General features: G+C 38.4%; 7 protein-coding genes. 1 reads left to right on the forward strand and 6 read right to left on the reverse strand.

The genetic code is table 11. From position 1 onward, the window contains the following. Positions 1 to 69: 69 nt before the first annotated feature. The 6 genes from AC6I5C_RS10040 to AC6I5C_RS10065 all read right to left on the reverse strand — a co-directional run bounded on the left by AC6I5C_RS10040 (position 70) and on the right by AC6I5C_RS10065 (position 14493). On the reverse strand, positions 70 to 4899 hold the full coding sequence (locus tag AC6I5C_RS10040) for a T9SS type B sorting domain-containing protein (protein WP_497905040.1): 4830 nt from the start codon (positions 4897 to 4899) through the stop codon (positions 70 to 72). 138 nt (positions 4900 to 5037) lie between these two features. Continuing rightward, complete coding sequence (locus AC6I5C_RS10045; RefSeq protein ID WP_497905041.1) at positions 5038 to 6819, reverse strand: T9SS type B sorting domain-containing protein; 1782 nt, start codon at positions 6817 to 6819, stop codon at positions 5038 to 5040. 45 nt (positions 6820 to 6864) lie between these two features. Beyond that, the gene (locus tag AC6I5C_RS10050) at positions 6865 to 9312 is read right to left on the reverse strand and encodes a T9SS type B sorting domain-containing protein (RefSeq protein ID WP_497905042.1); all 2448 of its coding nucleotides are present in this window, start codon (positions 9310 to 9312) and stop codon (positions 6865 to 6867) included. Between the two features lie 9 nt (positions 9313 to 9321). Continuing rightward, positions 9322 to 12723, reverse strand: coding sequence for a T9SS type B sorting domain-containing protein (locus AC6I5C_RS10055; RefSeq protein WP_497905043.1), 3402 nt, complete (start codon positions 12721 to 12723; stop codon positions 9322 to 9324). Positions 12724 to 12749: 26 nt separating this feature from the next. Further along, positions 12750 to 13574 carry an ABC transporter permease subunit gene (locus AC6I5C_RS10060; RefSeq protein ID WP_497905044.1) on the reverse strand — a complete coding sequence of 275 codons (825 nt, stop codon included), beginning with the start codon at positions 13572 to 13574 and terminating at the stop codon, positions 12750 to 12752. Positions 13575 to 13596: 22 nt separating this feature from the next. Continuing rightward, a complete protein-coding gene (locus AC6I5C_RS10065; protein ID WP_497905045.1) occupies positions 13597 to 14493 on the reverse strand; it encodes an ABC transporter ATP-binding protein in 897 nt (298 codons plus the stop codon). 93 nt (positions 14494 to 14586) lie between these two features. On the opposite strand from AC6I5C_RS10065, the gene AC6I5C_RS10070 reads away from it, so the two are divergent. Continuing rightward, entirely contained in the window at positions 14587 to 15651 is a 1065-nt protein-coding gene (locus AC6I5C_RS10070; protein ID WP_497905205.1) for a hypothetical protein, read from the forward strand. The last annotated feature ends 6 nt before the right edge of the window (positions 15652 to 15657 follow it).

Here is a 15657-nt window from a genome sequence, read left to right on the forward strand (position 1 = left end):
GAACAAAAAGAAATTAGGGCTATAAAGCGATGATTGGCATAAATTTAACAGGGTGGATTTCAGAAAAACCTATCGACGAAGCGCAAAATGCCCACGGACTTCAAATTCGATATCTCCGCGTTTTACATTGGCCACAAACCAATAATCTGACGCGGGCATTAAATGGCCATTGTAAGTACCATCCCAACCTTCAGAGTCCGAAGAGAGTTGCTTGAGAAGTTTTCCAAATCGGTCAAAAATATACACAACGGTTCCTGGAAGTGTTTCCACTCCAGCAATGTGCCATGTGTCTGTAAAGCCATCGTTGTTCGGTGTCATGAACTTTGGAGCGTCTACTACCACAATTTCTTTGGTCACTTCTGAACATCCATTCAAATCAATCACAGTAATGGTATGGTAGCCGTAGGTGACATTTTCAAATACATTGGATTCCTGAGGTTCCTCATCGTCCCATTGATACAAATAATTTCCAATTCCGCTTACGGTTACAGTCACATTATTTGGATCCGAGAAGTCCAAAACTTCTGTGAATTCTATATTAGCCTGTTCAGACTCGGTAATTGTAAAATCACTTGTAGTGCTACATCCATCCAGTGTGGTTACAGTAACAGAGTAAATACCTATTTCGTCTATTTCAATTTCAGGTGTTGTTGCTCCCGTAGACCAAAGATAGGTGTCTCCTTCTATTAATGTATTGGCGTCAACAACTAATGGCAAGTTATCCAAACAAATGGCTTGATCGGGGATGTCAACAATAGGTTTTGGATTGATGAAAACCATAAATTGCGTTAGGCTATAGCAGCCAGTATCGTTATTTTCTACTCGCGCATAGACAGTCTGTTGATCTTGTAAATTAGAAGGTAAAGGAAGGGCATCAGAACCTGAATTTGCGGAAGCTTCATTTGTATAGTAAGTAACAGTGAATTCCGAAGTGTTTTGATTGCCCAAAATGGCGGCGTCCTGTTGTGAAAGGTCAAACATTAAAAAGCCATCATAATCATCGTCGCAATCTATCAAATCGGGTGGTGTAAGTGCATTGGGTAATAATTTGACTCTCAACACGAAAAAGTACGTGGCAAAACAGCCAGTATCTTCATATTCGGCACGAACATGAATGATGTCGTTATACGATTGATAGGTGTAATCTGTAGAAATTGCATTAGTGTTGGCTTCTGCATCTGCAGCAGTTTCAAAGTAATTTATGATCACGCCATTCAAATCATCCAAGAGTAAATTGCTTGCTTCATTGAGGTCGTAATAATTATCCTCATTTTCACAGATTTCGATATTGCCTATTTGGTTTATTGGAGGGGGAAGGTTAACTATTAATTCAATCGGAATCGCTAAGTAACAACCCGAGGTTGTGTTTGTAATTCTAAAGTAAACCGTTTGGGGATTGGTGATATTGTCGTAAGACGTCGGATCAGGTATTTCATTAACCTGAATTTCCAACTCGTCAAGGGTTTCGTAATAAGAAATGACAATATCTTCTTGCCTCACGTCTAAAATATCGACTTCTGCTTGGGTTAAATCGAAAGTGACAATGCCATCAAAGTCCGTATCACATGCGATTAATGGTTCAGCTGGATTGGCTTCTGGGGCTTGGATGACATTTATTTCGAAACTAGTTGTTGAATTACAGAATGAACCGTTGCTCAGGCTTACAAAAATGGTTTGAGGATTGGTTGTGTTGGTAAAGTTAGCTGGAATTGGGTTTTCCTCATTTTCAGCATCAGTCATACTCAGGTAGAAAGTGACATCAATGTCTTCATTAATGCCTTCAGTCATTTCCTGAGCCTTTATGTTAAGGTCAAATTCTTCATAACCATCATTTGCAATATCGTCGCATAGAAACCAGTCCAAAGGTTTGTTGAATTGTGGGTTGGTCCCTATTTCTATAGAAAATGAAGAGGTAATATAACAATCTTCATCCGTAATATTTTCGATTCGAATATAAATAGTCTGTGGGTTGACTGTGTTTTGAAAAGGAACCGTTTTATCGATAATGTTGGTCCTGTTTTCGGCATCAGATTGCGACGTGAAATACAATACCTGCTTATCAGTTTGTCCATTCAAAATTTCTTCATCTCTTGTAATAAACGTAAAGTCACCAATGTTGTCGCTATCTTGCTCGCAGATTTTGTAATCGCTTATTTGAGCTGAAACTTGCGGAAGTGTATTGATGAAGATTTCCAAAGGTTCAACCGAATAACATTCGCTACCCCCGTTTTCAACTCTTACATATAAGGTTTGTGTAGCCGTGGAATAGTTGGTAGTTCCTGAAATTGGATTGGCACCCATATCAGCATCTTCAAAACTACTATGGAAAGTAATTGTCTGGTTGTTGGTACCAGGAAGAATTTCAGGGATTTTTGAAGTCAGATCAACAACATAGATGCCATCGTCATCATCGTCACAGATTTTGATAGGTGAAGGTGTATTGGTAGTTGGCGCCGTTAATATGGTTACTTGAAATGAATTGATGGAGGCACAGCCTGTTTCATCAAATCGGATTCTAGTATAGAATGTTTGAGGATTTGACGTATTGGTATACTGATCTGGAAGAACGTTGATATTAGATTCTGCATCAGCCTCTGAAGCAAAGTAGCTTACTGAATATCCTGTTTGTCCACCAGTAACCAAACTGTCAAAAGAAGTGAGGTTTATTTCAGTGAATCCATCTTGGTCGTTGTCACAATATTCTACGTTTCCTGGAGAATCAAAATTGTTGATTCCAATCAGAAAGATTTCTATTTCGGCGTATTCATCACAGGTAGGACTACTGATAATTAAATAGAGGGTTTGTGGGTATTCTGTAGGGGTAAATGGGATACTTTGGTCTAGTTCGTTAATTTGACTCGCTCTATCCCCTTCGGAAAGGTAGAAGGCAATGGTTACATCTGGAATATCGTTAGCAATGGTTACAGCCATATTCTCCAAATCAAAATTTTCATTACCATCATTATCAATGTCACATACCGAAAAATCTTGAATATTGGTTCCGGTCAACAATAGGTTTGGATGAATTTCAAAAGAGGCAACAGAGGCACAACCAGTGATGTCGTCTACAACCCGAATATAAACGGTTTGCACTTCAAATTCTTCGTTGGCGTAATTGGAAGGGTTTGGAATAGGGTTATCTCCTAAAAGTGCATCTTCATAAGTCTCATGAAATGTTGTGGAAACTCCGGTAAGCCCATTTAGGACTTCGTCAATAATCGTGTTAAGGTCGAAAGTAGCAAACCCATCGTGTTCGGTGTCGCATGCGTCTATATATAAATCTTCCGAGTTGATTATAGGATTACTTTGTACCAAAAGGTTCAAGGAGGTAGTGCTGGCACAGCCTGTTTGGGAATCGATAACCCTTACAAACAGTTGTTCTGAGGAATTTGTATTTGTATATGGCGAAGGAATCGGGTTGGCCCCTGTATTTGCATCCGCCTGAGTGTAATGGTAGCTAACAATCAAATTACTTTGTCCAGAGGTAATTTCGTCATTTTTTTCAGTCAAATCAATATTAGTAAAACCATCAGGACTCGTATCATCACAAACCAAAAGATCTGTAGGGTCTACAATTACCGGTAATGGATTGACAACTAAATTAAAGCTGCTATAGGCCAAACATCCATTATCAATATCTTCAATTCTAACATAGATAGTTTGAGGACTTGAGGTGTTTTGAATTGGAGCAGTAATTGGCGAGGCATTATTATTAGCATCGGCTTGTGAATTATGGTATGATAGGTTGTAGTTTGATTGTGGGACTGACGCCAAAACCTCACTATCCATAGTGCTCAAGTCAAATGTTTCGGTGCCATTGTTACTGGCATCGTCACAAATTTCATAATCAGCTATGGGGTTTGCTGTTTGTGTAGAACTAAGATTGATAATTACCGAGTCCTCAATGATACAGGTGCTGTTGGCAATGGGGATTTCAATAACGACTTTATAGGTTCCAGATTCTGTAACATTAAGTGTGGGTTGCGTTTCGCCAGAAATAAGGGCATTATCTAAATACCAAGAGTAGACGGCTATGGGATTTTGAATATCGGCATCTAAGGTTACCGAAGAGGCACAAGTGGTAAGGTCATCACCTAAATCCACGGTAGTGTTAAAACTGTTTCCCTCAATAAAAACAGCGGAGTCATAATTTTGATCACCTTGGTCAGCAATTACGAGTTTAATGTGATATTGCACATTGGGTGTGATAGCAGCTGTAGCAGACAGGACAGTGGTACGACCATTAAAATTAGTATCTCCCAAGCTATAGCCTTCAAAATACTCTTCGTTCTCTGGGGGACAAAAGCCTGCAATTTCATCGTGTATAGTATTTGTATTTACAGGGGTGGAGGTTCCAGGGATTACCGCAATATTGGAATAGGGTCCAGAATTGCCAGTTTCTTTAATAAGAAATGCAAATGCATCGGAATAATTACATGGGTAATTCCCGAAGTACTCTTCAGATGCCAAAATATAATTGAACTGTATTTGATTGGAAATGGATACGATGTCAAATTCAATGGAAGTGGCATTGACGGTTCCGCTGATACCTAAAGCATTTTCTAAATCGGTATCTGCTCCCCAATCTGGCTCTCCTTCATTTAAGATATCTGGATTGGGAGTATTTCCAGCCGAAGCTGCATTACCGGTGGATAATATAACCCCATTTTGGAATGGAAAATTAGAGGCAGCCTTCTCAAAATACCCAAAACTTCCAAAACCATTTACGGAGCCATTTACTTGTGAAGTTACGTTGGAAATCTCCACACAGCCCTGTACCAATATGTCCTCAATGAGTTCCTGTGCAGAATATGAGTTGTCTACTGAAATTTGTTGGGAAAATATAGGATTGCATAAAAAACAGACTAATATGATGAAGGATATTTTGAATGCTTTCATGACAAGAGGTTATAGCTTTCCATACTACTGCATGCTAATTGGGGCATGTATAACAAAACAAGCTAGTTATTTAGTGTGCAAAATTACGTAAAATTGGATGAACGGCAAAAAAATGCGACTAAATGCTAGGTGAAATGATCAATAATTAACATAAACCCACCCAACAATATCCTTATAATTAGGGTCCTTCAACTCCAAAATATAGTAGTAAGTGCCAACGGGCATGAGTTTTCCTATATTATTTATCCCTCTGTTAGATTTGCCTTTCCAAGGTGTAGCATTGTCGCCTTCAAAGATTAATTCTCCATACCTGTTGAATATTTTGAGTTTATGGTCCTCAAAAATATCATAGAGTCCTTGGATATTAAACCAATCGTTCAGGCCATCGGTATTTGGAGAAAATCCATCGGGAACAAAAGGAGGGCAGTTTTCAACCAAAACATCAAAGCTGTAGATTTCATAACATGGATCAGATTCAACTTTTACAAAAATAGTTTGGGGACTGCTAGTATTGGCATAGTCAGTTGGGTTAAAAATTTCATTTTCATCATTTTCCAAATCTTCTAAAGAGATGTAAAATAAAGGTGCCCCAGAATTAGGAAGTAAGCTTTCGAAAATATTGTCCAAATCAAACATTGCGGTATCAAAGCCTTGGTCGCATGCTAGGGTTTCATCCAATACTTCCATGGGAGGTGTAATCAGTAATTCGATAGCTGTATCCTCAGAGTTGTTGTCTTCATTAATTTCCGTGACAATTCCCGTGCCTGAGCCTGTATCATCAACAGATAAGGTTAGGGTAAAATCATCTCCAACACTTTCGGGAATCATTACGGTAATTGTATTCGATTCTGAACCATCGATAGGAATGTCGTTTAAAGTTGCACTTTGACCAACTAAAACGGAATTGGCATAAAAAGCTATGGGGGTATTAGCAGGGAGGAAGTCGGTACTATTGGTATTAAAAACCGTGTAGCTTATGTCAACAGCTCTGTCATTACATTCCAAGGTATAGGTGTCCAAAGAAATTGTAGCATCGGGAAGCTGACTGTTTAAAACTGTAATAACATTGTTGATCATTACATAATCTTGTCCAGAGGTCAATTGAATGGTGGCGGTAGTATCTCCTATAGCAATGTTATTCTGAATATTATAGAAATCTATGTCCATGTTATAAAGGGTGGAAGAGCCTGTAAAACTATTGGTGCCATTAAAGGCATTGTTGGTAGGGTTGAGTGGTGGATTTCCAATAACGTTACCGTTGATAGTTAACTGTTCATTTACGGCTATCGAGGAATCGCCTTCCCAAGCGATAAACCCTATTTTGGCATCTTCATTATCTAAAACATTCAGGTTGTCTAAAGTTATGGTAAGCATTTCTGGGACACTTTGGAGTCCATCATATACATTGAGTTGGTTGAGAGGTAGATTTTCATCTTGATAAATAATTGTAATTGCCCAACCGGCAAAGTTTGTGCTTGAAGGACAGTATGTTGGGATTTCTGCTGAGACATCAAGTTCCGATATGGTATAAATTCCAGAACTAATGTTTTGAACAACAGAAGTAACATCAGCAAAGGCCGCAAAGAAAACTCGGTTTTCATCTAAAGTATCTGAAAATTCCCGTTCAGAGCTAACATCAATATCATTCAATTTTATCTCAAAATCACCAGGTCCACTTCCTGCCCAGTACAAATATGCGGCTACAATATTTTGATTCGAGTTTAAATTTAAAGTAGCAGAAGAAGCGGTAAGGATTTCACAGGGCAGGTCTTCTCCATTTTCCATGAGATTCATAGTATTTCCAATAGCCGTATAGTCATAACGTCCATTAAATTGCTGGTACAAGGAAATATCCTGTCCAAAGGCATATATGGTAAAGCAGAAGAATAAGAAATAACTGAGTGGTTGGTTGCTTTTCATCTGGTAATTATATGTTAGCAATTTAAGAAATTATCTATGGAAATCTTATCGTTTTAAGGTGAAATGGTTGGTAAATGTTCTTCCGTCTTCCAAAGTTACCGAGAACCAATAATCACTTGCAGGTAATAATTTTCCATTTAGAGTACCATCCCATCCTGGACTTCTAGGGTTCAGTTCTTTCAAAATTTTTCCATATTGGTTAAAGATGTAAATAGTAGTATTAAATTGATTTTTTTGAGTTAAGCCCTGGACTTGCCAAAAGTCATTGTGACCATCCCCGTTCGGTGTAAAGAATTTTGGAAATCCAATAACAGAAACCAATTTTTCTGTAATATCACAACCATGTTTCGATCTTACGTAAACTGTGTAAAGTCCCGCAGGAACATTTGTGAAGGTTGGGCTGTCCTGATAAGGGCCGTCGATATTATCCAAGGCATATTCATACTCGCCTTGACCACTAACAAAAACTGTAATAAGGTTGTTATCTGAAGCATCCATAACTTCAACAGATTCTATGGTTGCATCGGTAGCAGGTAGTACAGTAATTGTTCGGTCTTTATAACAGCCAAGGGTATTGGTGACCCTTACGGTATAGGTTCCAGGAGTATTCACTTCAATAGTGGTAGTGGTTTCACCTGTTGACCAATTGTAATAATAATTGTTGGGAGTGTCATCGATAATACCTCCTGAAAGCGTAAGCGTTTCAGGGAACAGATGGGTACAATAATAGGCTTCTGCTTCGGTTTCAATATTAGGAAGTTCTAAAACTTTCAGTACCACTTCCGAAATGCCGTAACAGGCATTGTTGTCCTCAACACGAGCATAGATAGTTTGGGAATAGGGAGATGAGTTGCTAAAATTGTCGTCTAGAGAATTCAATTCCAAAAGAGCGTCTTCATAGGATTGGTAATATTCTAAATCCAAATTTTCGGGAAGTCCATTTAAAATTTCTTCGGAAGCATCACTCAGTGTAAAGTTGTAAATTCCATCTTCTGTACCATCATTATCGCATACCTCTAGGGTAACGTTAGAACCTGAAGTGGTATTAACTACCAAAGTTAATGTGGTGCTATTGGTACAACCGGTAACTATATCTGTCACTTGCACAAATATCGTTTGAGGATTTTGGGAATTATGAAATTCACCAGGATTTTGAATATTAATTCCAGAGAGGATATCATCTTCAGAAAGGAAATAGGCTACTGAAGTATTGGGTGCTCCATCGGTGATGGTTTGTTCTACTTGCATTAAATTAAAGGTGGTAAAATCATCTGATATAGTATTTTCGGCACACTGAAATATTGAAGTAGGGTTGGCTATAGGACTTGGGTTTACAATAAGATTACATGATGTAATTGTTCTACAATCAGGATTAAAAGGGTCTTCAATTCTTATAAAAATTTCTTGAGAGTTTGGGTTTAAGTTATAGTATTGTTCTGAAAGGTTATCGGTACCATTTTCAGCTTGGAAAAGTGTTTCATGGTAGGAAACATATAAATTTTGGTTTTCAAAGCCATTTGTGATTTCCTCTGTAATTATTTCTAAATCAAAACTTGTTTGTCCATTCATGCTGTCACCATCTTCCATATTATCACAGATTTCCAAATCTGAAGGAGGGTTGAAATCAGGCCCTAGATTAACGTTTAAATTAAACTCACCTATGGTGTAACATCCTGTAATATCGTTGGTAATTCTAAAATAAATGGTTTGGGGGTTAATAGTGTTTGTATACATTCCATTGATTGGGTCATCCCCAATATTGGCATCGCTTTCGGTTTCGTAATAGGTAACCGTAGTATTGGTTTGGTTGCCAATAATTGAGGCAGAGTTGATTTCCAAATCGAAAGGAGAAAGCCCATTATCAAAAGGAGATAGGGTGTCACAGGTTTCAAGGTTTAAAGCTATTCCTGAGACCACTTCGTTCGTAGGAGGTTCTGAAAATTCGGCTGTCCCTGTCCATTCCAGACTAAAAGGACTGTTGCCAACAGGTCTGTCAATAGCGATAAAGAAGGTATCTCCCGCAGTTACATCAAGCCATTTTACAAAGCTATTTCCGCTAGGTCCAGGTCCTTCAGAGGTTTCTGTTTCTGAACCATTCATACCAGTTAGATTATTACTCAAATTGGCTTGTCCAGGGTTGGTTGTAGAGCATCTAATTGCTTGCCCTAAATTGTTGCATGGAACATTTGGTCCAAACACAAAAAAATCATAGTCTTCTGAGATACTCGTGCTGTTAGGTGTTAGAGTAAAACCTAATGTGCCGCTTGTAATGACGTTAACTTTTAGCCAAATACTATTATTTTCTTGGGCGCTACAACCATTATTTAAGGGACTTAATTCTTGAGTACCAATTCCATTTACATTGAAATTTAAATTGGAATTCCCGCAGATAGTAACCGAATTGACGCAGTCTGTAGGTTCTTGGGAAAAAATATTTATAAAGGTTAGAATTGCGGCTAGGCTAAACACAAAGTGTTTTTCGGGGTTATTCATAAAGTAGATTTATCGTTTTAATGAAAAATGACTGGTAAAGGTTCTTCCATCTTCTAGAGTTACCGAAAACCAATAATCACTGGCTGGTAGTGGTTTTCCGTTCAGGGTTCCATCCCAACCTGGACTTAGAGGATCAAGCTCTTTAATGAGTTTGCCATACCGGTCAAAAATGTAGATGATACTGTTGGGTTGGAACTGTTTGCTAATGCCTCTGACCTGCCAAAAATCGTTATAAGTGTCACCATTTGGTGTAAAGAATTTTGGGAATCCAATTACTGAAACTATTTTCTCCGTAATACCACAACCATTTTTATCTCTAACATAGACGGTATGAAGACCTGCTTCCACATCTGTAAAGGTTGGACTATCTTGGTACGGACCATTAATATTGTCCAAAGCATATTCGTAATCGCCATCACCACTTACAAACACTGTGATAAGATTGTTCTCTGAAGCATCCATCACTTCAATAGATTCTATTGTGGCATCCGTGGAAGGGAGCACTGTTATACTTCTATCTTTAAAACATCCCCAAGTGTTAGTGACTCTTACAGTGTAGGTTCCGGGAGCGTCTACTTCGATGCTTGATGTGGTTTCACCTGTTGACCAGTTGTAATAATAATTGTTTGGTAAATCATCAATAATTTCACCAGTTAAGGTAAGAGTTTCAGGAAATAGGTTGGTGCAGTAATAAGCTTCAGATTCGGTTTCTACATTGGGAAGTTCCAAAACCTTTAATAATACTTCTGAAATTCCATAGCAGGCGTTATTGTCCTCAACACGGGCATAAATGGTTTGTGAATAGGGTATTGTATTGGTGTAATTATTAGGTAATGGATTCGTTTCCAAAAGTGCATCTTGGTAAGTTGGATAATAGTCCAAATTCAAATTCGGAGGTAATGCGTTTAAAACAGCTGCCGAGGCTTCGTTTAAAGTGAAGTCGTAAAAACCATCTTCCAAACCATCATCATCACAGGCCTCTAATATAGTATCATTCGCAGAGGTTGTACTCACTTCCAATGTCAAGGTTGTAGTGTTGATACAGCCCGTATTCAGGTTACTGACCTCAACAAAAAGGTTTTGGGGGTTATGGAAATTGTGAAATTCATCCGGATTAGGGATGCTATTTCCTGAAGCGGCATCTTCTTGAGTAAGGAAATATATTACATTTCTATTGGAGACGTTTCCTGTAATGGCTTCTTCTGCTTCGGTCAAGTTGAAAATTGTATATCCTTCCGGAATCCCATCTTCATCACATTGTAATAGAGTTGTTTCATTGGCCTCTGGAGCAGGATTGACGGTGAAAAGAAAAGAATCGGTACTGTAACATTCAGGAGTCAGGTTGTTTTGTATTCTGACAAAAATTTCTTGTTCAAAAGCAATTGCATTGGCAAAAGTAGAAGGGAATGGAGAGGTATTACCGTCAGCATCTTGTTGGGATCCATGAAATGAAATGCTATATAAGGATTGGTCTTGATTACCGTAAATAGCATCATATAGATTTGATAAGTTTATGGAGGTAATTCCGTCCAAGGGGTCAGTACTAAAATCCTCATCGCAAACAACAATGTCCTCAAGAAGCTCTATGGTTGGAGCAATATTAACCTCTACAAAAAATGACGTGATATTGTAACAGTTTGGGTTCGCTATATTGTATACCCTTGCGAAAATTTCCTGTGGATTTGTGGTATTGTTGAATGGAAACTGAATTTCATCCATGTCGGTTTCGACATCTTCTATGGAGGTATAATATTGAACGCCAAAATTGTTAGGGTTTTGACCATCCAAAATTTGGCTGTTTTGCTCCGTAAAATCAAAGCTTGAGGTAGTTGTGAGTTCACAAACAATCATATTGTCTGGTTGGTGAGCTTCCGGGATGGGGTGATAGCTAACAATAGCCTCACCAACTATAGGGCATTCGCCATTGTTGGGTTCTATAAATACTTCATAGAATCCAGGAGCCTCAACCAACAATTGAAAGGTGCTTTCTGTTAGCCCTTGTCCGTCCTTAGTCCAATTATAAGTAGCTTCAGAAATATCCTCGGCCGTTAGAGTATAGGAGTCTCCTTCGCAGAGTAATAGTTGTGTGGTGCTAATTCCGTTTTGGATGATATCAATTTCTGTATTGAACAATGATTGAATGAAAGGAGGTAGCCCAATGCGACTTATATTTTGAAACCCACCATTGATATCCAAAAAAATACCAGTCTCATCATAATTGGCAGCAGCTCCGGTAGCTTCAGGGTTGTGGATGATTCCTAGATATTGGCCTGAGCCATTAATATTTGAAAAGTTTACTTGGGCCCTGTAGATTTTTTTGTCAATGCCCAATTGTAAGGCGCCCGAAGCCATTTGGCTAGAAGTATGAATGACCACTTGTGAACTTGGGATGTTTGTAGCTTCCAAATTCCATTGAATAACCTGACTTGTCCCAGCTCCGTCAATACCTTGACTTACGGTTGCGTATAGCTTTTTGTTTTGAGACGAGAATTCCAAACCGTAGGGACTATTATTGTTGTTTGGAGAATATAGTTCTTGGGAATTAGATACTTCACCAGTTTCGTTGTTGAAATCGAATAAATAAACGCCTCCTCCAGATTCACCAGCCAATTCTGTTGCAAAACCATGATGGGCAGCAGCCAATTTAGTGCCATCAGGTGAAGCTTTTAGGTAACCCAAAGCGTTTCTTCGATAACCGGCAACAGGCACTTCTGGACCAACGACCGACACTACTGGTGTGGTATTGACTCCATTGATATCTACCTTAAAGGCATAAAAGCTATCTGTAAAATGCGTGATTACCCAAAAGGAAGAACAGTCATCAGCTTTTACGGCGGTAATTTTTTCAGAACATTTAAAATCAACTTCATCTTCGTCGTTGACATCATAGGTAATCAATTGGATGTTTTTTTCAAGAGGGTCCACATCTCCAAGCCCTCCATTTAGGGACATGTCTACCAGTGAATACATCAGGCCGTCATTTACACCATCCCCGTCTTCATTGTTTGGATAGGCTGCTGAATTGAAATGATGAGGTTCATCTACAGTAAAAATATAATAGTAATTGGGATCTTGTGGTTTGGGGACTATCAACCCAGAAGAAGTACTAGAATCATCCCCTTTTAGCCCTGTTCCAAATAGTTCATTGGCATTGTCCATAGGCTGGTGTATGGCATTCCAAATTGTTCTTCCATCTGAATAAAACAAAAGGTTGCCATCGGAATCTGAAATAGACGTGCAACCTTCCAAAGTGTTCAGTTGCCCATCGGTTACTGGGGTGACGGCTCCCGTAGCTCCATTAAAGTGCAAGCCTGCATTCTGTCCAAAATACCAATTGGAAGCTTCGTTTTGCGAGAACACTTGAACAATACAGAGGAGGGAAAGTATTGGAAAAATTAATTTATATTTCATTTAGATAGCGCTGGCTATCAAATATATTATAAATCTCGATTTTTTAATAATTTGTAGGATAAAATGACGAATATGGCTGTCCAACCCAATACAATCGCAATTTCATGCCAATGTACTGCGTAGTCGTAAGCCAAATCCATTTTCTCAGGAAACTTGGTCATCATGATGCGCTGAAAAGGCTGGTCGATGAGTTTGTACATGGACTTTAAGGGAAAGAAATTTTGAATCTTTTCGGCTAGTTCCATATTGGTTTGCCATACTAATAAACCAAACACAATCCATTCTAGAATATATAGAACGAATAGAAAAGCCAGGGCGAAAGCGGATCGTTTTACAAGCATTCCAAATAAGAGACATAAACTAAAGAAGCCAACCAATTTTACAAAATAGGCCAATAAAAAGTTAGTTTCTCTAAAAATTATGGACGCTTCTTTGTAACTGGAGTAATACATTCCTATACAAAAGGCTGCAACCCCAATTAAAATAGTTGCAAGCAAAGAGAAAAATACAATGGTATAAAACTTGGATAGAATGAACTCCTTTTTGCTCAATCCGTCAATCAGGTTTTGTTTGAGGGTTTTGTTGCTGTATTCGTTGCCAATCATGCTAACTACCACAATAGCAAAGAAAAACTTGAATTGGGATGCAAAAAACGTGGTAATATGCCAAATAATAGGGAAGTTAAAAACGCCAAGCTCTCCCAATTCTAAAGTGAACAAGTTGAAAAAATTGATTTTAATCGATGACAAAATCAATACGGTAAAGGGTAAAATAAAGGAAATAAATATCAGAACTTTACTTACGTTGTTCAACAATAATTTTTGTAGTTCCAGATTTAAAAGACGTAACATAGGGAGGGTATTGGTTGCTGATTTATTTGTTGTCGGTAAGTTGTAGGAACTGTTCTTCTAGGCTTTCCTTACGTTTTACCAAATGCGATAGGGTGATGCCTTTTTCAAACATGAGTTTATTGAGAGCGGAGGCATCCATAGGCTCGTTTAAAAAAGCCGTGATCAAATCATTTTCGGTGGTAATTTTTCCGAAGCTGGGATTGGTTTCCAAAATGTTCAATAGCTGTGATTGCTCTGTGGCTTTTAGTTGAAAGAAACCATAACTATTGATCATCTCATCCACACGCCCAGAATATAGTTTGACACCTTTTCTAAGCACAACTACATGGGAACATACTTTTTCAACTTCATCCAACAGGTGGGAGGCCAATAAGATGGTAGTGCCATTAGCGGCAATACTTTTGATGATTTCCCTAATTTGATGGATTCCCTGTGGATCGAGACCATTGGTTGGCTCGTCCAAGATGAGAATTTCAGGATCGTTCAACAATGCAGAGGCAATGGCCAAACGCTGTTTCATTCCTAAGGAATAGGTCCGGAACTTATGGTCCTTTCGGTCCAACATGCCTACAATTTCCAGTTTTTCCTCAATTTTTTCAAAAGGAACCTCTTTTATTTTACAGACCAATTTCAAATTTTGGTAAGCAGTCATATAAGGGTAGAAATTTGGGCGTTCAATGATGGCGCCCACTTTTTTTAGGGCATTATGTGTGCTAATGTTGCCGTCAAACCAATGAAAGTTTCCCGAGGTTTTGTTGACTACGTTTAAAACAATGCCCAAAGTAGTAGATTTTCCACTTCCGTTTGGGCCCAAAATGCCATAAACATTTCCTTTATTGATAGTAAAACTTAAATCTTGTACAGCTGTTAAATAGCCAAATTTTTTGGTGAGATTGGTGATCGTAAGGATTGGTTCCAAAGTTTTTGAAATTGAATGGTTAAAAATATGACGAGCATTGTTGGCTTTTGTTACAAGGTATTTATAAAAGCCTTAAATTAGACTACTTTTATCATTATGGACGATTTAAAAATATCCAAAAAAAAGCCTTCCTTCCCAATAGGCAGTAAGTTACACAATTATTTGCAAGAGTATAACCGCAATATTCGCTTGCCTATTTTTTATGAGGATTTGCTTCGGTTTCAAGGTTCAATAGTGGTGTATGATACCCATGGCGAAGACACCCTTTGGGTACGTGTTTACTACAACGACTATGAACGGGAAGAAATAGATTTAAGTCTAAAGCGGGTGTATTCCATTCTTATTTCCGATGGAAATGAAAACATCTTCAAGTACCTTAACATAGATGCTATTGATTATTGTACGTTCGGGAATTCCAAGCCATTTAGGGTGAAGGTTAGAAATGTACTTAATGATAATTATACCCATTTCTATGTGAAAAAGGCCGATGCTTCCAGAGTGTACGGTTTGGAATTTGAGCATATGCTATCGCCTTACAGCCTGAACTTTTTGGTGTATAAGAATACCCTCATTGAAGAGCATATTGCGGGGATTCCTGGGGACGAATTCATCAAAAACATGCTGCCCGAGTGTTCCCATTCCGAGAAATCACAGATTGCTAAAGAGTTCGTCAAGTTCAATGAGCGCTGTATGATTAGATTGTTGGGAGATATGCGCTCCTATAATTATGTTATTGTGCCCACCCACGATTTTGACCATGTAGTGTACAGAATTCGGGCGATAGATTTTGACCAGCAGTGTTACGAAGGGAAATTTAATGTTTACAGGCCACAGTTTTTTAAGGAGAATTTTAAAATGGTGGAATTGGTACGGGAGAAAATCCAAAACGAATCTATAGAACAGTACAAAGTTGAAGAACGCTCAATTGTGGCTCGACGTATGATTAGTTATCATGATAGGATTTCGGAGCTCTTGGAGTGCATGGAGGCAGACACCATTTCCATTCCTGCGCACGTCCAACAGTTGGGGGAAGCTATTTATAAATATACCTTAGATGTGGAATTTAGACGTAGTGAAACGATGGGGGCCATCATGAAAAATGCCTTGGATTTCGTAAGGCGAAATTACCAAGGCATGAATATGAAAAATTTCTTTTAGCGTTTT

The organism is Mangrovimonas sp. sgz306409, from assembly GCF_059735265.1.